This window comes from Paenibacillus sp. 01L418, assembly GCF_056400045.1.
Genome location: NZ_JBFTSN010000053.1, coordinates 1 through 21,522 on the forward strand (window position 1 = coordinate 1; position 21,522 = coordinate 21,522).

24 protein-coding genes are annotated in these 21,522 nt (G+C 45.2%); 5 read left to right on the top strand and 19 right to left on the bottom strand.

From position 1 onward, the window contains the following. Positions 1-397, bottom strand: a 397-nt coding sequence (locus tag AC1DSE_RS10090; protein WP_477527644.1) for a DUF2600 family protein, incomplete at its 3' end; no start/stop codon positions are given. A 23-nt stretch (positions 398-420) separates the two neighbouring features. Next, positions 421-738 (bottom strand): hypothetical protein, encoded by a 318-nt coding sequence (locus AC1DSE_RS10095; RefSeq protein ID WP_076266822.1) that lies wholly within the window; start codon positions 736-738, stop codon positions 421-423. Positions 739-872: 134 nt separating this feature from the next. Between AC1DSE_RS10095 and AC1DSE_RS10100 the strand changes: the two genes are divergently transcribed. Then, entirely contained in the window at positions 873-2,060 is a 1,188-nt protein-coding gene (locus AC1DSE_RS10100; protein ID WP_083681702.1) for an MFS transporter, read from the top strand. Positions 2,061-2,193: 133 nt separating this feature from the next. Here AC1DSE_RS10100 and AC1DSE_RS10105 read toward each other — a convergent pair whose 3' ends face one another. The 3 genes from AC1DSE_RS10105 to AC1DSE_RS10115 all read right to left on the bottom strand — a co-directional run bounded on the left by AC1DSE_RS10105 (position 2,194) and on the right by AC1DSE_RS10115 (position 4,190). Next, on the bottom strand, positions 2,194-2,913 hold the full coding sequence (locus AC1DSE_RS10105) for a YebC/PmpR family DNA-binding transcriptional regulator (protein WP_477527645.1): 720 nt from the start codon (positions 2,911-2,913) through the stop codon (positions 2,194-2,196). Between the two features lie 294 nt (positions 2,914-3,207). Then, on the bottom strand, positions 3,208-3,405 hold the full coding sequence (locus AC1DSE_RS10110; RefSeq protein WP_054024152.1) for a cold shock domain-containing protein: 198 nt from the start codon (positions 3,403-3,405) through the stop codon (positions 3,208-3,210). A gap of 83 nt (positions 3,406-3,488) precedes the next feature. Then, entirely contained in the window at positions 3,489-4,190 is a 702-nt protein-coding gene (locus tag AC1DSE_RS10115; RefSeq protein WP_477512221.1) for a methyltransferase domain-containing protein, read from the bottom strand. A gap of 146 nt (positions 4,191-4,336) precedes the next feature. On the opposite strand from AC1DSE_RS10115, the gene AC1DSE_RS10120 reads away from it, so the two are divergent. From AC1DSE_RS10120 to pepF, 3 genes are all read left to right on the top strand, one after another. After that, positions 4,337-4,570, top strand: coding sequence for a hypothetical protein (locus AC1DSE_RS10120; protein ID WP_076266819.1), 234 nt, complete (start codon positions 4,337-4,339; stop codon positions 4,568-4,570). 132 nt (positions 4,571-4,702) lie between these two features. Next, positions 4,703-4,885 (top strand): hypothetical protein, encoded by a 183-nt coding sequence (locus AC1DSE_RS10125; RefSeq protein WP_076266818.1) that lies wholly within the window; start codon positions 4,703-4,705, stop codon positions 4,883-4,885. Between the two features lie 194 nt (positions 4,886-5,079). Then, a complete protein-coding gene (gene pepF / locus AC1DSE_RS10130) occupies positions 5,080-6,870 on the top strand; it encodes an oligoendopeptidase F (protein ID WP_477512232.1) in 1,791 nt (596 codons plus the stop codon). 73 nt (positions 6,871-6,943) lie between these two features. Here pepF and AC1DSE_RS10135 read toward each other — a convergent pair whose 3' ends face one another. Beyond that, positions 6,944-7,291, bottom strand: a complete 348-nt coding sequence (locus AC1DSE_RS10135) for a winged helix-turn-helix transcriptional regulator (protein WP_477512220.1) — start codon at positions 7,289-7,291, stop codon at positions 6,944-6,946. Between the two features lie 188 nt (positions 7,292-7,479). On the opposite strand from AC1DSE_RS10135, the gene AC1DSE_RS10140 reads away from it, so the two are divergent. Continuing rightward, positions 7,480-8,208 carry an SDR family oxidoreductase gene (locus AC1DSE_RS10140; RefSeq protein WP_441881019.1) on the top strand — a complete coding sequence of 243 codons (729 nt, stop codon included), beginning with the start codon at positions 7,480-7,482 and terminating at the stop codon, positions 8,206-8,208. 74 nt (positions 8,209-8,282) lie between these two features. Here AC1DSE_RS10140 and AC1DSE_RS10145 read toward each other — a convergent pair whose 3' ends face one another. From AC1DSE_RS10145 to AC1DSE_RS10205, 13 genes are all read right to left on the bottom strand, one after another. Beyond that, on the bottom strand, positions 8,283-8,777 hold the full coding sequence (locus tag AC1DSE_RS10145; RefSeq protein ID WP_441881018.1) for a DinB family protein: 495 nt from the start codon (positions 8,775-8,777) through the stop codon (positions 8,283-8,285). 203 nt (positions 8,778-8,980) lie between these two features. Continuing rightward, positions 8,981-9,841, bottom strand: coding sequence for a DUF92 domain-containing protein (locus tag AC1DSE_RS10150; protein WP_477512219.1), 861 nt, complete (start codon positions 9,839-9,841; stop codon positions 8,981-8,983). A 79-nt stretch (positions 9,842-9,920) separates the two neighbouring features. Next, on the bottom strand, positions 9,921-10,682 hold the full coding sequence (locus tag AC1DSE_RS10155; protein ID WP_441881016.1) for a glycerophosphodiester phosphodiesterase: 762 nt from the start codon (positions 10,680-10,682) through the stop codon (positions 9,921-9,923). 24 nt (positions 10,683-10,706) lie between these two features. Then, complete coding sequence (locus AC1DSE_RS10160; RefSeq protein ID WP_477512218.1) at positions 10,707-11,999, bottom strand: CapA family protein; 1,293 nt, start codon at positions 11,997-11,999, stop codon at positions 10,707-10,709. A gap of 100 nt (positions 12,000-12,099) precedes the next feature. Continuing rightward, positions 12,100-13,566 carry a protoporphyrinogen oxidase gene (gene hemG / locus AC1DSE_RS10165; RefSeq protein ID WP_477527646.1) on the bottom strand — a complete coding sequence of 489 codons (1,467 nt, stop codon included), beginning with the start codon at positions 13,564-13,566 and terminating at the stop codon, positions 12,100-12,102. A 5-nt stretch (positions 13,567-13,571) separates the two neighbouring features. Continuing rightward, complete coding sequence (hemH, locus tag AC1DSE_RS10170; RefSeq protein ID WP_430054089.1) at positions 13,572-14,525, bottom strand: ferrochelatase; 954 nt, start codon at positions 14,523-14,525, stop codon at positions 13,572-13,574. Continuing rightward, positions 14,518-15,588 (bottom strand): uroporphyrinogen decarboxylase, encoded by a 1,071-nt coding sequence (gene hemE, locus AC1DSE_RS10175; protein WP_477512216.1) that lies wholly within the window; start codon positions 15,586-15,588, stop codon positions 14,518-14,520. Before hemE ends, hemH begins: the two co-directional genes overlap by 8 nt. Positions 15,589-15,808: 220 nt before the next feature. After that, on the bottom strand, positions 15,809-16,408 hold the full coding sequence (locus tag AC1DSE_RS10180; protein WP_477512215.1) for a hypothetical protein: 600 nt from the start codon (positions 16,406-16,408) through the stop codon (positions 15,809-15,811). After that, the gene (gene pilM / locus AC1DSE_RS10185) at positions 16,401-17,912 is read right to left on the bottom strand and encodes a pilus assembly protein PilM (RefSeq protein WP_477512214.1); all 1,512 of its coding nucleotides are present in this window, start codon (positions 17,910-17,912) and stop codon (positions 16,401-16,403) included. The genes AC1DSE_RS10180 and pilM overlap by 8 nt, the downstream gene beginning before the upstream one ends. 16 nt (positions 17,913-17,928) lie before the next feature. Continuing rightward, the gene (locus AC1DSE_RS10190; protein WP_477527647.1) at positions 17,929-18,684 is read right to left on the bottom strand and encodes a prepilin peptidase; all 756 of its coding nucleotides are present in this window, start codon (positions 18,682-18,684) and stop codon (positions 17,929-17,931) included. An 82-nt stretch (positions 18,685-18,766) separates the two neighbouring features. Continuing rightward, positions 18,767-19,189 (bottom strand): type II secretion system protein, encoded by a 423-nt coding sequence (locus AC1DSE_RS10195; RefSeq protein ID WP_477512212.1) that lies wholly within the window; start codon positions 19,187-19,189, stop codon positions 18,767-18,769. 73 nt (positions 19,190-19,262) lie between these two features. Beyond that, the gene (locus tag AC1DSE_RS10200; RefSeq protein WP_477527648.1) at positions 19,263-20,471 is read right to left on the bottom strand and encodes a type II secretion system F family protein; all 1,209 of its coding nucleotides are present in this window, start codon (positions 20,469-20,471) and stop codon (positions 19,263-19,265) included. Further along, positions 20,471-21,517: a type IV pilus twitching motility protein PilT gene (locus AC1DSE_RS10205; protein ID WP_477512210.1), complete on the bottom strand. Its 1,047-nt coding sequence runs from the start codon at positions 21,515-21,517 to the stop codon at positions 20,471-20,473. Before AC1DSE_RS10205 ends, AC1DSE_RS10200 begins: the two co-directional genes overlap by 1 nt. Positions 21,518-21,522 lie beyond the last annotated feature (5 nt).

Genomic DNA, 21,522 nt, shown 5'->3' on the forward strand with positions numbered 1-21,522 from the left:
ATGCATAATAATCCTGAAGCTGAGCTTCGGGATTGACGGCATCGAGCATCGATTGATGCAATAATCGAAAATCATTCGGATCAAGAGAGGTGCTGCGATCGCATAAATTATCCAAATAGTCGCTAATGGTCTGCAGCGCAACAATTAACGGTATGAGCACATGTCTGTGCTCTAAGTTCGCCGCTGCATAAACTCCGCCGCCTTGGCAATGAAACTTCTTGCTATCCATACTGCTAAGAGCTTGTGTTCGCAGCTCAGCATCTGGTATTCGCAGTGCAAATACGCGATGTTGCTCGAGCTCTCGCGCCACTTCGGGAAGTACATATTTATATACGCGATGCATGAGCTTTAGTGGGCTCTGGGGCACTCGATGGCCTGTCAAAGTCGTCAATCTCATGATGCACCTCTCCTCAAAATCGTTCATGAATGCCAGCGCGGCTCTAATTGCTGCTCTAGGCGATACCAAATATGAAGGTCGTTTATCCTACTTGCATAATCGGCAATTTCATAGTTTAGTATACAGGATTGCTCAAAGCTATCTTCTTCAAACAGCTTTGCCTGCTTTTCATTGATGAACGCTTCAAAYTCTTTCACGCGATCGGGGATCGTCCCACGAATGAGTTCCCACTGCTCTACGATCGCAAGCTGCACAGCTGCTGCATACTGCTCCCATTCCATTTCCAGCACGGGAATACGGATCCGAAGCCGTTCATTCCAGTCAAAACGATAAGCACCCATTGTAAACCTCCGCCTCTAAATGTATCATCTCAGCTCATAATAATCCAGCTTCAAATCTCATTGGTTCGATAACTAATCCATGTTATACTGAGAACCATATTGTTTTTGTAAAGAGATGGAGTGAGCTTTAAAAGATGGACACATCTGAGATTGCGCCAGCAGAGCGCTCTTCGACTGCACGCAAGGAAACACTTTCACTACGAATTTACAGCTTCTCTTCTTATTCTACCGCTGCGATGGTTGTTTCCTTTATCCCGTTATACTTTTTGGATAGAGGTTTCTCTGAGCAGCAAATTGGAATTATTTACTCAACAGGACCATTCATATCAATCTTTGCAAATATCCTTCTTGGGATAGCCAGCGACAAATTCAGAACGATAAAAAAACTTCTTATGATCCTGTTATTTGGACAGCTTGTCATGATTTCATTGCTTTTCCCTATTGAAAACTTTGCTCTTGTTTGCCTTGTTATGATGGGCTTTTATTTTTTTCAGACACCTATTAATCCATTAAGTGACAGTCTGCTGTTATTATCAAGTCAATACACCGGAACGCCATACGCTTTAATACGAATATTCGGCTCGCTAGGCTTTGCAGTAACGGCTTATACGTTCGGACTTATTCTAAAAGAAATTGGCTCACAGTGGACGCTTCCGCTAGCACTTTGTACCATAGCCATCACCCTCGCCTTAACGACGAGAATTAGAGACTATCAAGGAAGCGCTCGGAAAATCGATTTTTCTGGATTCTTTAAGCTTATTCGCCAGCGTGATGTCCTATTGTTCTTTTTAATTATTTTGACCATTTCGATCCCGCACCGTATGTACGAGGGATTTCTTGCCGTCACCATGCGCCAAATGGGAGCAAGCGATTCTTTGGTTGGACTTGCATGGCTCGTGTCCGCGATGAGCGAGATTCCGATCTTGTTTCTACTCGGCAAATACGGCCATAAATTTAAGGAGCTGCCGCTGCTTATGATCGCATCCATCATGTATGCTGTCAGACTATGGCTGCTTAGCGATATTCAAGATCCACGCTGGGTAATTGCTACCCAAGCCATGCACAGCGTTTCGTTCGGCATTTATTTTTCAACTGCGCTGCGTTATTTGTCCCACCTTATTCCTGACGAGTTCCGCGCATCCGGCCAAGCCGTTTATGCCGTTGTCTGGACTGGACTTGCCGGTGTGATCAGCGGCATGTTCGGCGGTTATATTTATGAGCATTTCGGACGCGAGACCTTCTTCCGTATGGGAGCTGCCTTAGCACTGGTTGCAGCGGCTGCCTTCCTTACAAGATACTTTTTCAGTCGAACGAACCGATAACCAGCTCTAGTTCAACCAAGCAATATGCCTTCCGTGTCACAAATGAAATCATTTCTTATAGTTAAACAAAGGCTGCTCCAGAAGGCGTATCACCTACGCTTGGAGCAGCCCTTTTTTATTGCTTAAGCAGATACTATTCTACAATTTCAAAATTGGAGTATACATCCTGCACATCGTCGTTATCTTCAAAAGCATCCATCATCTTAAGCAGCTTCTCCGCATTTTCGCCATCGACTTTAACAATCGTTTGCGGAAGCCAGCGCACGCCAGCATTTACGAAGGAGTAGCCTTCCTTCTCAAGCGCATTTTTCACCTGCTCGAACTCATGCGGATGTGTCAAAATCTCAAAGCTTTCGTCATTGACAATAACGTCCTCAGCTCCGGCTTCAAGCRAAACCATCATCATCGTATCCTCATCTGTCTCATGCGCTTCACGATCGACAACAAGCAATCCTTTATGGTCGAACATATAACCTACACAGCCGCTCTCACCCATATTGCCGCCACGTTTATTAAACGCAGAACGAACGTCAGCTGCTGTACGATTCCGATTATCCGTCAAGCATTTAACCATAATAGCTACGCCGCCTGGGCCATAACCCTCATACATAATATCATCGTACTCGACGCCATCGCCTGCACCAGCTGCTTTCTTGATCGCACGCTCGATATTATCGTTTGGCATTTGCTCCGCTCTTGCGTTGGCAATCGCTGTTTTCAAACCAAAGTTCGAATCTGGGTTTGGTCCGCCTCTGCGGGCTTGTACATAAATTTCACGTCCAAGCTTGACGAACTTGTTATTTTTAGCCTGATCGGCCTTTCCTTTACGGTCTTTGAACAATTTAAATTTCATTATGCTCGCTCCCCTGACAAAGTTTCCAAGCAACAGTTTATCATTGCAAATAGGTCTTGGTCAATGAAAGCAAGCGCAAACGGCGGTTATTTCACGTTATCTATTGATCTGATTATGGCTTAGAAATTCGTATCCTAATGATGGTTTAATAGTCCAGCTTCAAAATATATAAAAAATGCTTTGATTATTTATAAAAGGCTGACAATAAAATTTAAAAATACTAATAATGGTAATATGTTCATATTAAAAAAGGGCTCCCCGCTTCCAGGGAGCCCTCTCCATTCGCACATTTTCTTATAGTTTAATGACGTTGGCCGCTTGAGCACCGCGGTTACCTTCAGTAATGTCGAATTCAACCGCTTGCCCTTCATCTAAAGATTTGAAGCCATCGCTTTGAATCGCTGAGAAATGCACGAATACGTCTTCTCCGCCCTCTGTTTGGATAAAGCCGTAGCCTTTCTCTGCATTAAACCATTTAACTGTTCCTTTCAATTGAACAACCTCCTAAATATGACCGCCGTTTTATTTGAACGTGCGAGTAAAATTATTATAGCTATCCCATTTCAAAAAAGCAATTAAAGTAAAATTTTCAAATATTGACTAGATCCAGGGATAAACGGAAGGTTGGATTCTCCAAGCTCTGTGCGCCCTCCGTTAGCAGCTATCATCGCAATCAGGTTATCTAGTTCCGAATAAGGTTCCCAGTTAAGCGATATAAGCGGATAAATTCGAATTTGACCGCCTGGCTTACAAATACGCATCAGTTCCAGAACAGCCTGCGAATGAAATTCATGACCAAATTGATTCGCATACAAAAACATAAAATGGCTGCACAAAATGAGTGAAAAGCGATTCTCCTTGAAGGGCAGCTCTGGAAGCTTGCCATCTATATAGATTTGTTTATTCTCGTTTCTTAATACATCGGCTTTAAATCGTTCAATGGATGCTTCGCGTCCAGCTCGATGATTCTCAACCGACCCGTAATAGCTCCAGTCAAAATGCTCCTGAATTTTTGCAATCTTCGCCGTTGATGTTTCGATTTCCTCAGCTGCCTCAGAGATCCATTGCTCAATTCCTGCCCCGTAGCGCGGATCAACAGCAGTTGCTGAAAAACCTCTCTCATTTACTTCTGCAGTAAATGACGAACCCCCGGCTGCAACATCAAGAATTTCCCCTCTAGCAAGATCCTCCTGCTGTAAATCAAACATCCTTAAATACTCTTCGTAGCTTCTGCAAGTCATAGCGACTCCCATTTGCTCATAGCCCTGTTTACTCATTCTTGCACTCTCCTCTGCTCGTCTCATCTCAACTTTTCTCGTTACAGCTATAGCTTCTTCTTGCAGCGTCGTATTGATTACCGCCGCCATAATGGCTATGATGATAAGAATACCATAATTAACTACTATAAGGGTGGAATTTACGCATGTTTAAGAAACACGAAATTTACAAGACCGACAAATACAATATGTTGACGGTTGAAGTTCAAGGCAAAACACTTATTGTTCGGGAAATTTCTGATCAATGGGGCGAGGACACACATACTTTTATTAGCCGCCCTGAGATGCTTCACTGGGCACAGAATCGGTTTCGCGCAGCCGACTTTGTTGGACGCGAAGATGAACTAGCATCCATTATGAGTGCGCTAAAGGAAGTATAAGCAGTCTATTTCTAACCAATCAGCAGGATATTTCACACAGCGCGGCGAACATATCGTTACGCATTTGTGCATAGGTAAAATTAGAATGCTGCCTTTTGAGGCCAGCTTACAATCAGGAGGACTTACCTTCAAATGGATGCTACCGCTTCAGTTATTTTCATTATTGCAGCCTTCGCGCTAGGAGCCATCGTTATCATGAAACGAGATACCTTGCCTCCTGGCATACGCAGAGGTCTTGCACTTGTATCCATTGGATTTATTGCATTTGCGTTTTTTCTGATCGTATATGCTTTTTTCACAATGGGTACAGCTTAGCCGGCAGGCAGCTGAATATTCGTTATCCCGTACGGACATAGTAGAAACAAACTGTGTCCTGAGGTGATAACTGGATGAAATGGCTTCCCCTGCTGCTTATTTTAAGCCTCGTGCCAGGTGCTACCGCTACAAATGAGACCGCGGCACATGCAGAGCATGCTTTACCAACCTTATCCATACCAAGGAGGAATTCGATGAATCACGTACCTAAACGTTCAGAATCGGCACCTGAGACYCGCTGGAAGCTAGAGGATATTTTTGCAAGCCAAGCGGCATGGGACAAGGAATATGCAGAAGCAAAAGGATTAATCAAAAAAATATCCGAATACCAAGGCAAATTAGCCGATGTCGCGCAGCTTAAAGCTTGCTTCGAGCTTGAAGATGAATTGTCACTGCATGTTGAACGGCTTTATGTATATGCAAATATGAAGCATCATGAGGATACGGCAGAACCTACTTATCAGGCTCTTTCCGAGAAATCCAAAAAACTAAGTGTGGAATCCGGCGAAGCATTATCATTCATCACACCTGAGGTTCTCAGTCTATCCGATGAGCAGCTGGAGCAATTGATAACGAACGATTCCGTTGCCAAATTCCGCCATACACTCGAAGAAATGCGTCGCCAGAAAGCTCATATTTTATCAAAAGACGAGGAAGCGCTGCTTGCACAAGTAGGCAATATGAGCTCCGCTCCCGGTACAATCTTCAGCATGCTGAACAATGCAGACCTCAAATTCCCAAAAGTGAAAAACGAAAAAGGCGAATTGGTTGAGCTGACACACGGCAGTTACATACAGTTCCTTGAGAGCAAAAACCAAGACGTACGCCGCGAGGCATTTAAAGCAGTGTACGAAACATACGGCAAGTTAAAAAATACACTTGCTACAACATTGACGGCTAACGTTACAAAAAACAGCTTTTATGCAAAAGCTCGCAAATATGACTCCGTGCTGGATATGTCCCTTTATGGTGACAACATTCCGCAGGAAGTATATACAAACCTCATCAACACCATTCATAAGCATCTGCCGTTGATGCATCGTTATATGGAGCTTCGCAAAAAGCTGCTCGGTTTGGATGAGCTGCATATGTACGACTTGTTCGCACCGCTCGTTGACGAGTTCAAAATGGACATTACGTATGAGGAAGCCAAAAAAACAGTAAAAGAAAGCTTGAAGCCACTGGGAGAAGATTATTTGAAGGTGCTGCAAGAGGGCTTCGATAATGGCTGGATTGATGTGTACGAGAATGAAGGCAAACGCAGCGGTGCTTATAGCTGGGGCGCTTTCGGCACGCATCCGTATGTATTGCTCAATCATAATGACAACTTGAACAGCATGTTCACATTGACGCACGAAATGGGTCATGCTCTGCATTCCCATTATTCGGATACAAATCAGAACTACCGCGACGCACAATATACGATTTTCCTTGCTGAGGTTGCTTCAACATTAAACGAAGCTTTGTTGATGGATTATCTCCTTAACAAATCAACTGATCCAAAAGAAAAAATGTATTTGCTCACTTATTATGCGGATCAGTTCCGCACAACCGTATTCCGTCAAACGATGTTTGCAGAGTTCGAGAAAATCATCCATGAGCGCACGGAGCAAGGCGATTCGTTAACGCCGCAAGACCTTAGCAAAATCTATTATGATCTTAACGTTCAGTACTACGGCTCAGGCTTGGTCGTAGATAAAGACATTGAAATGGAATGGGCTCGTATCCCCCATTTCTATAACAGCTTCTATGTGTACAAATACGCAACGGGCTTCTCAGCTGCAACCAGCTTCTCCAAACAAATATTGGAGGAAGGCGAGCCTGCGGTTGAGCGTTATCTTGGCTTCCTCAAAAGCGGCGGCAAAGACTTCTCGATTAATATCTTGAAAAAAGCCGGCGTGGATATGTCTTCACCTGAGCCAATTGAGCAAGCAATGAGCGTCTTTGAAGAGCTTATTGGTCAAATGGAGCAATTGACGAAATAACCGAAATACGTAAAGAGACCGTCAAGCCTGCTTGACGGTCTCTTTGCTGTTTATTTTTAAGGAGCTGGATTGATTATTTCATTTCCTTCGTACTAACATAAGCCAAATGTTCCCTACCCCAGCCGCACATGCTGTCAAGCACCGAGGTCAGTGTTCTTCCGTGTTCAGAAATGCTGTACTCCACCCTCGGAGGCACTTCTTGATAGATAACACGGGTAATGAGCTCATCCTCTTCGAGCTCGCGAAGCTGCTTCGCAAGCGTGCCTTGCGAGACTTCAGGAATAAGCCGTCTTAGTTCACCAAATCGTTTGGTCCCGTCAATTAATAAAATAAACAATATAAGCGGCTTCCATTTCCCGCCAATCATATGAAGGGTGGTAAGTACACCTTTTAGCCTCGGTTCCTTCAAATCCGTAATCATCGTATCACCTCCACTATCATCATACCTCATGTTATTTGCATGCGCACGTTAGTCCCAGTCATTATATATTTTTATGATTAGTACGATTTTTCGTACTAAGTACGAACAAAGTGCGTACTTGGCAGTCTTGTTTTTGTCATGAATAATAAACATTAGAAGTGATTTGACTGCAAAAGGAGAATATGATCATGTCTAATTTTTCATTAAAAAATAAACGGATCGTCATTATCGGAGGAAGCTCAGGAATTGGCTTAGCGACTGCAAAACAAGCAATAGAGCAAGGGGCTCAAGTTGTCATTGCCGGCCGGTCCAAAGAAAGGTTGGATGCAGCACGGCAGTACTTAGGTCATGAGCATGTTGAAGCCTATGCATTAGATAACAAGAATGAACTGGCGCTTCAGTCTTTTTTCGAGCAGATCGGTCATTTCGACCATTTATTTACACCGGGTGCCTCCTACGTTCGAGGTCCAATTACATCAAGTGCTGAGGTTGCACACAGCTGCTTTAATTCAAAATTTTGGCCGCAGTACAATGCGGTGAAATACGCTGCTCCATTTATTAACTCGAATGGCTCAATCGTGCTCATGTCCGGTGCTTTTGGCCAACGGCCGCTTGAGGGCGGCGCTTCCTATGCTGCCTGCAACGGGGCTATCGAAAGTCTTGGCAAAGCGCTGGCGGTTGAACTTGCTCCCATACGTGTCAACGTTATATCTCCCGGCACCATCCATACGAATTTCAACTGGGAAGGTGCAGAACAGGAAGTCAGAGACCAGTCTTATGATGCCTATGCAAAAATCAATCTGTTAGGCAAAATCGGTCAAGCAGACGATGCAGCCCATACTACGATTTATTTAATGACTAATGCGTATACAACTGGAAGCACCCTTTTCCCTGATGGCGGATATATTTTGCGTTAAGCAGGTATTTTGTAGAGCTCGGATAACACCAAAAGATTCCTTAGCAATGGCAAGGAATCTTTTGGTTCTGAAATCTATTCGTATGACTTTGGGCGAACCACTGATGTGGATGTGTATTCCTCTTTCAAACATAGTTTTGCAATATAGAATAGTTGTCCCATATGTTCAGAATAATGGGCAGCACATTGATGCAGCATATCCAAGTTCGTTCTTTCCCGGTTCCTCACTGTTTGGGTTTGTCCCAACGCTTCATCCGAAATCGTCTGAATCGTATCGATGACCAGCTGCAGCCTATCCTGAATGATCGTTTGCAAGGCTGCCTTCTTTACATATTCAGCTTTGAACTCATCGTCACGGCTTCTCTTAATATCTACACGTAAAATACCTTTTACGATTCTCTCTTCAATATTGCCATCTATGTGATTGATCAACATCGATATGCTGTGACTTGATGGATCAGGCTGCCAATTCAACTGGTCATCATCAAGCTGTTCGATCGCCTTCAGCATTCTTTTTCTGATTTCTTCAAATTTATTGGTTAACCACTCTCGATTAAAACTATCGTTCATAAGAGTCCCTCCTTGTGTATTGGAAGTCTTTTCATTTACATATTTATGTAAATTTTAACGAGATAGATATAGGATAACAATAACATAGATTACCTTTTTTTGTGGTTATTGATAGGGTTGATCATCGTGTAGATTGAAAAAAAGACTGATCAGGAGAATTTCTTCATCCTGATCAGTCTTTTCACAATAACTACTCGCATCGGTCACAGAAAAACTTGACCGATCCCCCATGCTAGCACGCCTGCGAATAACGACGACATAAGGTTCACTCTGTCGTTGTTCAGCCAGGCGAAGCCGCGCACTTGCTCCGCCGCACTGCCGCAATGCGCGGCGCGCTCGATCTCGCTGCCGCATACCCGGCAGCGATACATGGCCTGGCCGGTTGCGCCGAGCAAAGAGTCGGCGAACGCCCCGGCCAGGCCAGCGGCGGCTGCGGCGGCGATATATACCGCCGCCGAGCCGCCAAGCGTACCCGCAGCAGCCTCTGCTGGCTGCGGGGCCGCAAGCAGCAGCGCGGCAACGGCGCCGATGAACACGGCGCCTGCGAGCGCTGCTGCGCTGCCGAGCGGCGTGACACCGCCGCTCGTTCCAGGCGTGACCGGCTTGCCGCTCGTCACCGATCGCGGCGCCGTCTTACTTAAGGCCCCGATCTCCGTGGCCCATGTATCCGCGTTTACAGCAGCCATCACGCCTATGTAAGCGAACAGCCACCCCTCATCAGGCCAGATTGCATGAGCGGCGCATAATAGGAGTCCTACGCCGCCATTTGCCCATACTTGCCCTGCATCACGGCGGCCAGTCTTCGCATATTTGGCTTCGGCAGCTTCCTTCGCTCTATGTTTTCTCTTCCACTTCGACCATACACTTGATGAAACAAAAAAACCGATCAATAACCCAAACCAGACCGGTTCACCTAGTGTTACGAAGCCGGTTCCCATTATGATCGCCGAGCACGCGCCTGAAGCGGACAATGATTTCACATGATAGGCTGCTGCTGCAATAAAGCAACTGCCCACTAAGCCGATAATCAGACGCAACCACCATTCATCTATCCATCCTACCATCTAGCGAGCAACCTCCTGCTTATACACAACCCATACATGCTTGCTATCTTATCCCTTGCACTCTATTTATTATTTTTAATCATTTTTTTCTATTTACTACTTCTAATTCCATGCTTTCAGCCCGCAGCTCATGCCAGCGTTCCGGGTAATTTGTACATATTAATAATTCCGGATCAAGTGCAGCAATTTTACGGATCGCACGTTTCTCATTGATCGTCCAGGCCATAATTTGAATGCCTGCATTTTTCAATAGTTCGACTCGTTCCTTGTTTAGCTTGGAATAGCTGATCGACAAAAAATCTGCTCCAAGCTCTTTTAGCTCTTTAGGCAGCGAATTCCGCCAGCCGTCAATAATAATACCGGTACGAATTTGGCTGCATAGGCGCTTCATTCGGTATAATGTACCTTCATGAAAGGACGTGATGACTACTTCACTTTCCGCTTGATATGCCTGTATACATTCAAGCACCTTCTGCTCGATCAACGGATAACGGATGCCGTCCGTCTTCAGCTCGATGTTAAGCTTGCAGTGTCCGACTGATTCTTTAAGCACCTGAGCAAGGGTCGGAATATGCTCGCCTTGATACTTTTGTGAAAACCAATTGCCCGCATCCAGTGCTGCAAGCTCGTCAGCCGTCTTTTTTTTCACATCGCCTTTTCCATCTGTCGTTCTGCGCAGCGTGTAATCATGAATAACCATCGGTACATGATCCTTTGAAAGATGAACATCAATTTCAATCCATTCAATTAGTGGATCAGCGAGCGCCAACCGTATAGCTGCCATCGTATTTTCCGGCGCGCGGCTAGACCAGCCTCGGTGCGCTACGCACGGATTTTTCATTAAACGATCATCCTCTCACTCGGCTCATTGTTCAGGTGCAATGCGTCCATCCTCATTCAGCTTTACGCCAAAGGAGACCGATGTTAGCCGATCGAGTAACGCTTTTGCTTTTTCTCCCTCTAATGGAGTAGGCTGCGCATTAACTGTAAACATCGGATGAAACGTCATCTCACAATCCCCGTTTTTAGTGCATAAAGCGTCAAGAACACCGGTCTCGCCCGCTGTCTCCTTGGGATATGAGCTAAAAATAAAGTTTCCTAAACTGTATGCAATCCATTTTCCTTTATACATTTCGAAGCCTTGCAGCACATGCGGGTGGCTTCCGATCACCAGATCTGCTCCCGCATCGATATATTGTTTGCCAAAATCCTTTTGATACGGCTCGGGCTGATCCACTCGTTCCTTGCCCCAGTGCACCATCACGACAACGATATCTGCTTCTTTCTTTGCTTTCGCAATCGCTTCCGTCGCACGCCGAGTATCATAGGTTTCAGCTAATCCTGCTGTATTTTTATCCGCTTTCCATGAAGAAAACGGAACCACTTTGCTCAGTCCGATGTAAGCTACCTTAATGCCCCGAACCTCTTTGATCACCGGAGTGAACGCCTCGGTATCATTATTGCCCGCCCCCATATGCGATAGGCCTGCTTCATCCAAATATTTCATCGTGTCGAGCATACCTTCAACGCCTTGGTCAAGCGCATGGTTGTTGGCTAAGCTCAAAACATCAAAGCCTGCATTACGTATCGATGGAAGAACATCAGGCGAACCTTTAAACACATATGGCGTTCCGGTTACCGGAGTACCACGCTTCGTTACTGGAAATTCCAAATTGCCAGCCGTCAGATCCGGTTCGCTTAAGTAAAGCATGGCAGGTTGATAGAGATACTCATAGCCTTCACGGGCAGTGATGGCGCTCACATAATCAGCAACGAGTAAATCCCCTACAAAGGAAAGGCTGACTCTCTCTTCCTCGCTGCCGGCTCCGTTAGGATCCGTTATAGCAGAAGTATCTTCCTCTTCATTCGGTAGATTGGATTCTGTGTCATTTCCAGACAAATCGACGTCTTCTGTTAAATCCGGCTCGTTTTCTGACCCTTTATCACCTGTGTTAACCGTTTGATTTTGTCCTTTATTCCAATCACCTGCGAAGCTTAACAAACCTTTTAGCTTATCTGAATTTTCAGCCGCAAGCCAGGCACCTAATACGATTATAATGATGCCTAGCAGCGACAAATTAACGAAAATGAGTCTTCGAAGCCTCTTTTTACGTTTAGACCTATCCTGCTGATGCGTTTCAGAACGTGATATGTGCATGGAAGATGGCTCCTCTTTAATAGAATCAAAGTCTATGAATAGCTAGACTCTTCCATTATAGCAATGATCCACCTTCGCGGGGAGAACTATTATTACGAGCTTACTTTAATAGTTCTTGAGCAGCTTCCTTGCCCTGTCTTATGCAGTCCGGAAGACCTACTCCATCGAACGCTGCACCTGTAATCCAAACTCYTGGCAGCTCCTTTTCGAAGCGTTCTCGCAGCTGTTTCATATTCTCAACATGACCCACCGGATATTGCGGCATGGAGCGCGGCAACCTCGTAATTTCAACAAACAAAGGCTCTGCTTTTATGCCCATTGTTTCTTCAATATCTCGCCGCACAGCCTTAATAAGCTCAGCATCCGGAAGCCTAACGCTTTCTTCATCACCCGACCGTCCGACATAGCAGCGTAGCAGCACCTTGTCATTCGGACTCGAATGCAGCCATTTATTTGATGTCCATGTGCAAGCAGTAATTTGCAATCCTTCTGAGCGAGGCACTACAAATCCCGATCCGTCAAAATCGAGCCCAAACGTCGCTTTATCAAATGCCAGTACGACGTTCGCTACCGATACATAATTAATAGCGCGCAGCTCATTAACTTCTGTCAAAGGCGCAAGCAGCTCTGCCGCGTTATATGCAGGTGCCGTCATCACGATTTGATCCGCCCACAGCGTCTCGCCGCTATCAAGGACAACCTCATAACGAGCTCCCTCTGACGCATTCGAAACAGCTTGATCGCTGCTTAATGCTAGATCCGCACATCGTTTAATTTCCACAACCTTTGTACTGAGTCGTCGCTGCACTTTGCTCAAAGCTTTATCTAGTGCGTTAACTAGCGAAGACAAACCACCCTTGAACGTCAAAAAAGTTCCACCCTTTGCGACGGCTGGAAGCGCTCCTGCAGCAGCACTCACTTTACGGTTATGCTGCATGCCGCGAATAAGGCTGCCATGCTTGCGCTCTGACGCGGCAAACTGCGGAAACGTAGCTTGCAGACTTAACTTTTTCAGATCACCTGCATAAATACCTGCAAGCAGCGGCTCTGCGATGCGCCGCATCACTTGATTGCCCACTCGCCGTTCCAAAAAACCGCCAAGCGACTCATCGCTTTGCTCCTTGCGAACAGGAAGCACCAAATCCATCAGCGCCCGCAGCTTGCCGCCCCATGACAATAAGCCTGTTTTCACGAACGGCCCAATTTCAGTCGGTACCCCAAGCACGAGTCCCGCAGGCATCGGAAACAGCTTTCTTTGATGCAAAATATATGTTTTTTTCGCTCCTGGATTCGTTGTCGTAAGCTCGTCCGCTATGCCAAGCTCCTCCGCCAAATCAATGATGGCAAGCTTGCGAGCCAAAAAAGAATCCGGCCCTTTCTCGATGACGAACCCGTCACGCTGCAGCGTATTAATTTTTCCGCCTAAGGCAGGAGCCCCATCTACGATGGTTATCTCCAGCTCCCTGCCTTGCCGCTCCGCTTCCCGCTGCAAATAAAAAGCGGAGCTCAGTCCGCTGATCCCTCCGCCAATAATGACAATTCGATCAGGTTTTCCGATTCTCCGCATCTCATTCATTCCTTCCCTTGGCTGTCCAAAGCCTCGATGACCGATTCTGCCAATGTTTCCATATATAAAGGATCACGATTCAGCATCGCAATTCTATCCAAAGTCATATTCAGCTCTTTCGCAGCAGCTTGTGCTTCAATATCAAGATCGTACAACACTTCCAAATGATCTGATACGAAACCGACTGGTGCAACAAGTACCGCTTTTACGCCCTCTTCAGCGAGCACTGGCAATGTTTCCAAAATATCAGGGCCAAGCCAAGGATCTCTTGTTCGTCCTGCGCTTTGCCAAGTAAACTGCCAATCCTTCACGTTAGCTGCTTTCGCAACCGCTGCGGATGTTTCAAGCAGCTGCTGCTCATAAGGATCACCAAGCTCACGAATTTTTTCAGGCAAGCTATGCGCGCTAAAAAGCACCTTCACACGCTCTTCACCATCTGTAGCAGCATCCAAGCGTTCTAATCCAGCTACAACGCGATCCGTAAGCGCCTCAAGCAATTTCGGATGCATATGGTATTGCTTTACGAAAGTCATCGCGATACCTAGCTCTTTCGCCTTTTCTTCCGCACGCTTAATATAACTGCCCACGCTCATCGTTGAAAAATGTGGCGCAAGCACGATTCCTACCGCTTGTGTGATGCCGTCCTTCGCCATTTGCTCAACACCGTCTTCAATATACGGTTTTGCGTGCTTCAAGCCCTGGTAGCATGTGAATTTGTTAGGAGCCAGCTGCTCTAGTTTGTCCTGCAAGCCGGCAACCTGACCGTTCGTATTTTCACGCAGTGGGAAAACCCCGCCAACAATCGCTTCATAACGACCTTTAAGCTCAGCAAGCAGCTCAGGCGTTGGTGCATTGCCGCGGCGAATATGCGTGTAATACGTTTCAACATCATCCATCGATTCCGGCGTTCCGTAGGACATTACAAGTACGCCTATTTGTTTCGCTTTATGCTCAGACATGACTAGTCTCCTTATGGCTGCGTGCAGCGATTGCCTTTTTAGAATACGATTGTACGAATGCAGTTAACTGAGCCAGCTTCTCAAGTGATGCTTCAGGGAACAAACCATGACCAAGGTTGAAAATAAATCCTGGCTCCTCTATTCCGCTATCAATGATCTCTTTCGCATACGACTCAATCACGCTAATTGGCGCAGTCAGAATTGTAGGATCTAGATTGCCTTGCACGGCAAAGCCATGATCCAGTCTCCGACGGCCTTCTGCAATCGAAACCCGCCAGTCGAGACCGATGACATCTGTTTTGACATTTAATAGTTCCGGAAGCAGCTCTCCTGAGCTTACGCCTGGGAAGTAAATTTTCGGCTGCGGCAAGTCTGACAATTCTGCAAAAATACGCTCAATCGTCGGCAAGACGAATTTCCGGAAATCCGCTGGCGTCAAAGCGCCTACCCAGCTGTCGAACAATTGAAAGGCTTTACCGCCTGCCGCGATATGCGCGCGCAAATAAGTGATGACCATGTCGCCAAGCTTACGCATCAATTCATGCCATAGCTCCGGCTCGCTGTACATCATTTCTTTCGTACGCAAATAGTTTTTGGATGGTCTTCCTTCAATTAAATAGCTGGCAATGGTGAATGGCGCACCAGCGAACGTAATTAACGGCACTTCCAGCTCACGGTCTAGTATCCGAATCGTCTCGATGACATGGCCTAGATCGCCTTCCACATCAATCGGCTTCAAGCGCTCAACATCAGCAGCCGAACGAATCGGGTTCGCAATTACGGGCCCAATATTAGCTACGATATCAAAATCAATTCCGATAGATGCTACTGGATTCATAATATCAGAATACAAAATAGCTGCATCGACGCCCAGCTTACGAACCGGCATCATCGTTACTTCAGCCGCAAGCTCCGACTGTTTGCATATTTCAAGCAAAGAATACTTCTCTTTTATTTTGCGATACTCAGGATCATATCGTCCCGCTTGTCGCATGTACCATACAGGTAATTGATCTACTTGTTCCTTCCGGCAAGCCCGTATGAAACGGTCGTTATAAGACATTCCCGTTCCCCATTTCTATGTATTTTCCTATGCTTCCATTATGCCCTTTTTCCGCAAACCTAACAACCGCCGACACTCCACTTCCTATGACAATAGTATGACAATCAGCAGCAGGTTGCATGAAGGATGTATGAATGTTCAAATAAAAAAAGCACGAGAGACTTGGAAATCAACACCAAATCGTACTCGCGCTTTTATTTATTCGTGATTAGCAGCAGCATTATTCAGCTGCTTTTGGCAAAATCGGATTATCAAGCATAAACGCATACGAGGGATCAAAAAAGGCTGTAATTGAAATTTCCGCAGAAATGGATCCRCTAATCGCCATTGAATATCGGATATTATCAACGATGACCAAACGTGGCAGCTTCTGAACCTCAACAAGCCAGCTCCGTATCTGTTCATAACTGCCTTGTATGACTAACTGCGTCTTCAACTCTTTTACACTTGGATACATCGGTTCTTTACTTCCAATTAAAGTGTTCAATTGGTTCGTTTCCGATACACTAAATGAAACACTGCTCAGCTTTGTTTGTGTACTCAGTCCGATCTCCTTCAAACTGATAATCATTTGCTCCGTATTGTCCCAAAGCGGCAAAGTTGCTTGAATCTCTTGCTCGGGCAATTTCCCTTTTTCCTTTTTGTTGCTAAGTGCTTTGGTCAGCAGCTCGGTCGTTTTTTGCAGCTGAGCAACCTGATCTTTTTTGTCCCCAAGCTTCTTATAAGCCGGTTGAAGCATCGTCACATAGCTTACTAGCAAAATGAGAAACATCAGCATGATCGCGAGGATGATGAGCGAATGGTTTTTGTTGTTATCCATTAGCAGCAACTCCTCCTTCTTCTGTCGTTCCCGTAGTTTCTTGTGTTTCGCTTTCCAGTTGACCCTTCCATTTCATCTCGAAGTGGGCGATTTGCTGTGTTTCTGTCCCTGTAAAGCCTTGAAGCAGCGCTCCGCCTGAAAAAGGCAGCGTTCTTAAAACATTTAAATAATCAGCAACATCCTTCATATCAACAAATTTCACGATAAGCGCTATGGAGCCCGGCTTGCTGTACTCCATCGTTTGAATAGCAGCGAGCGCTGGCAAATGGTCTTGCAATTGATCAAGGACAACAACGGCATCTTGTCTATGCTCTCGAATGCTCTTAATAACTGACTCTGGATCAACATCGAGCTGACTTTGCTTATTTAGATTAGCGAGCTCTTGTTCTAATAGAGCATTGCTTTGCGTCAGAGCGTCAGCTGCTTTCGTTTGCTTTTGCAAACTTGAGCTAGCCCCTGCATACAAGGACACAATAACGATTAGGCATGCAAACCATAGGACACCTGCAACGACAAGCTGAGCAGAAAATTGCTTCTTGTTAATGATTCTCTCTGGAAGAAGATTTATAGCCTTATCTTTGTTTTCTCTAATCGCAAGTCCAAAAGCCATGCGGTATTCGTCCGCTTCATTGCCTTTCATCTGAGGAGATGAGGAAGCAAAGCTTTGGCTTTCCACCAGCATGTCAGGCTGCAGCAAGCTGAACTCACTAACGAGCTGCTCTTTTCCTATTACATTGCCTGTTACAAGAGTATGGGTTATTTTCGATTGGCCCTCGTGAATACTATATTGATAAAAGTTTAATAGTCTCGAAATTTCCGCATTGATGCTAGCTATTAATTCCGGAGCAAGTCCCGTCTCTTTGATCGCTAGCTGCTCATATTCATTCATGACTCGCATAAATACGGGCTGGCTATTATGGAACATATAAATTTCAATATTCGAATCATCCAAATTAATCAGCATCGTGCTCTCAAGCTTTGTATCATTTTTCTCTTTAATAGCCCGTGCTAGAGCAGTAGAAGCTAATTCAGCATACTTTACCTTTAGACCCGCACTCTCTAATAGTGCCACGCACTGCTGAATCCATTTGAGCGGCGACACATAAACGAGCACTTCACTTCTATCATTTGCTGAAGATATGATCACATAGTCGTATACTGGTTTTTCAAATGGCAAATGAAGGGCTGTTTCGATTTCAAGCTCGATCAGCTGCTTTAATTCCTTTGCATTTGACGATTCAATAATAAGCTTACGAATAATTACTTGAGAAGTCGGTATCGATACAGTAACAAATGCCCCTGTTAACTTTTCAGCTTTTACCCAGTGCTTAAGCTGATTACGAAGCTCCTCAACCGCTGTAAATTGATCCTCTACTATCAATCCTGCTGCAAAAGGCAAAAAGCCGCTTTTTTCGATTTCCCAGCCCTTTTTCTTCTTCGCTTTCACATATCGAACACCTGTATGATCGATTGTCAAACCTATTCGGTTCAATCCCGTAATCATTAATCATCACATCCTGCTACTCAAATATCGATAAGTAAAACGAAATCCAATCCTCGCTATAGGCAAAGGCTAATAATGCGCCAAACACAAGAAAAGGGCCAAAAGGTATAGGCTGTTTTCTCTGCACGATACGCAGCAGCAAGAGAGCCCCACCTACGAGAGTTCCTGCTAAACAAGCAATCATAAAAGCTGGAATTAAATTTTTAAATCCAATAATCCAACCGAGCATCATAATCAGCTTCACATCGCCCATTCCCATCCCGCCGCGAGTCACAATTACGACCAGTAGCAGAACACCCCCGCCAAGCAGAGCTCCCCACACATGAATCCAAAAGGAGTCCAGCGGATAAATAAGACGAAGGATGATAAACAGCGGCGCAAAAGCAAGTAAAATTCGGTTCGGAATAAGCATATATTTCAAATCAGAAACGGTGATGATTACTCCCATACTGACGAGCAATAAACCAATTACCATTTCCCACGAAATTCCAAAAGTTAGGTATATCCATAAAAACAAAAGACCTGTCGCTAGCTCTCCTAGCGGATAAACAACAGATATCCGAACACTGCATTGTCTGCATTTCGCTCTGGCAAACAGCCAGCTTAATACCGGAATAAGATCTCTAGCTTTCAAGCGGTTCCCGCAATTCGGGCACTGCGAAGGCGGATTTACAATGGATTGTTTCATTGGGACTCGAAGTCCTACTACATTAAAGAAAGAGCCAAAGATGAGGCCGAGGATGAAAAGGTAGGTGGAAAATAATAAGTTCATTTTATAAGGCCACTTTCTTTATCAAAATAAGTGATTCGAAAGTGGATCATCCCATCTTTCGAATCACCGACTATAAAGCTTCTTACTTTGACATTAATTCAGCTTTTGTATATTTTTCTACAACAACTGGTGTCGCATCAGCTCCAGTAGCCAGTACTAAGTACTCCCCAGTTTCTTTACTCACATCAATCTTAGTTCCTTTAGGGTTTAGAGCCTCTTTAGTGCTAGGCAAATATATTGGACTTTCTAAATATTTTGCTGTTTGAAGCTCTTCTAATGTTATATTTCCTATTGTTCCATTAGTAGATGTTGCATGTAACCGTGCAGCGTCATAAATTTGGCGGGCAGTTGCTAAATTGGAATCTGTTTTACTTTTACTAATAATATTCCCAATCAAAGGAACCGCGATTACCGCGATAACAGCCAAAATAACGATTACTGCCAAGAGCTCGATTAGCGTAAAACCTTTCTCTTCCTTCTTAAAACGTTTCAATAACATTTGCATTTGTAATTCCTCCTGAATATAGATTATTTATGAATAGCAGCAGATAGATGAGCGGACTCATCGCATCCTGTGCTTACCCAACAGTAGAATATAAGCTAAACATCGGCAGCATGATCGCCATAACGATCAAACCAACAACGCCAGCCAGAAATACAATTAATAGCGGCTCTATTAACGACTTAAGACGGTCAACTGTGTTGTCAACGTCCATTTCATAGAAATCAGCTACTTTCGAGAGCATCTGATCGAGCGCCCCCGTTTCCTCCCCGACAGCTATCATTTGCGTAACGAGCGGCGGAAACACCCAAGATTTTTTGAGCGGATCGGATAAAGGACTACCCTGTCTTAGCGAGTCACCTGATTTGCGGATTACTTCTCCGATTACCTTATTGCCAACGACTTGCTCTACGATAGCCAGAGACTGCAATACCGGCACGGAACTCGCATACAGGGAAGAAAGTGTCCTAGTCATTTGAGCGATAGCGCCCTTCTGGAGCAGCTTGCCGAAAATCGGAATCTTCAGCTTCGCATAATCAATAAAGTAACTTCCTCGCTCCGAGCGTATCGCAAATTGATAGGCAGTGAGGATAGCTACTAGAGCCAGCACCCATATATACCACTGATTAGATATACTATCGCTTAATGACAATACGACTTTCGTAATCATCGGCAATTCTGCGTCAAATGAAGCAAACATCGTGACGAATTGCGGCACAACACCTTGAAGCAAGTAAACGACCGCCGCGAGAGACATTATGCCAACTACAATCGGATAGGYCATCGCCGATTTGATCTTTTCCTTCGTCGTATGTGCTTTTTCGAAAAATACAGCAAGACGATCCAGCGTACCCTCTAAATCTCCCGTTTCCTCGCCTGCGCGAACCATGCTGATGAACATAGGCGGGAAAATCCGCTTATGCTCCTGCGCTGCTTGCGAGAACGAAACCCCTCTTAGCAAGGACGAGTTCACATCAACTAAAGCCTTTTTCAGTGGTTTGCTCTCCGTCTGCTCAGACAAAATGGCGGTTGACTCGACGAGTGTAACACCTGCACGAATGAGCGTTGCAAACTGTCTGCAAAAAATAATGAAATGAATCCCTTTTACTGGATTCCCAATATACAGCTCGGTCGATAAGACCGTATATCGAACCTCTTGAACCGACAATACCTTTAAGCCTCGTTTGCGAAGCTCCTCTACTGCAGTAGCTTTATCCATGCTCGAGAGCTTGCCTTTGATCAGCCGTCCGGTGTTTGCTTTGACTTGATAGTTATATTGCGGCATTAGAGTCCTCCCTCCACCAAATAAGATTTGGCTACTAGCGGATCAATCATGCCCTTTTGCAGTAATTCCTTAATCGACATATCGAGAGTATGCATCCCTAACGCTCGACTCGTCTGCATCACGCTTCTAATTTGATGAACCTTCTCTGTACGAATTAAGTTTGCTACTGCCGGAGTATTGACTAGAATTTCTGTCGCAGCAATTCTGCCTTGACCGTTTATTCGAGGAAACAAACGTTGAGATATGACTGTCACTAGAACCGCAGCTAGCTGTGCTCTAATTTGCGCCTGCTGATGACCTGGAAAAGCATCGATAATACGATCAATCGTCTGAGGCGCATCCGTTGTATGTAATGTAGCCAGTACGAGGTGGCCTGTCTCTGCAGCCGTTACCGCAGCAGCAATCGTCTCCAAATCTCGCATTTCCCCTACCAAAATCACATCTGGATCTTGCCTAAGCGCAGCACGCAAGCCATTTGAGAAACTTCTTGTGTCACTGCCTACCTCGCGCTGATCAATGATCGACCCTTCGCTCTTATGTACGTACTCAATCGGATCTTCCAGCGTAATAATATGTTTCCTCTGAGTACGATTGATATAACCTAAAAATGCAGCTAACGTTGACGATTTCCCACTCCCAGTCGGGCCCGTCACAAGAATTAACCCTTGTGGTTTATTGGCAAGAGGCGCAATCATCTGCGGAAGCTGGAGCAACTCCAATGTAGGAATTTGCGTCGGTATTAATCTTGCCGCAATACTTACATTGCCCTGCTGCCGATAAATATTAATCCGGTAACGGGAATAGCCCGTCATGCTGTAGGAGAAATCAATCTCACCGTGATCCTGAAAATATTGCATTTGCTGCTCATAAAGCATCGAACCCGCCATTTCCATCGCTTCCTCTGAGTTAACAGGCTCGACTCCACTTGCTTTTAAACCGCCGTTTACCCGAAATGTTGGGGCAGAGCCAACCGAGATATGAAGATCGGATGCTTTCTGCTCATGGGCTTGCCTAAGCAGATCCATTATTTTCTCTTTTGCAGACATGTTAC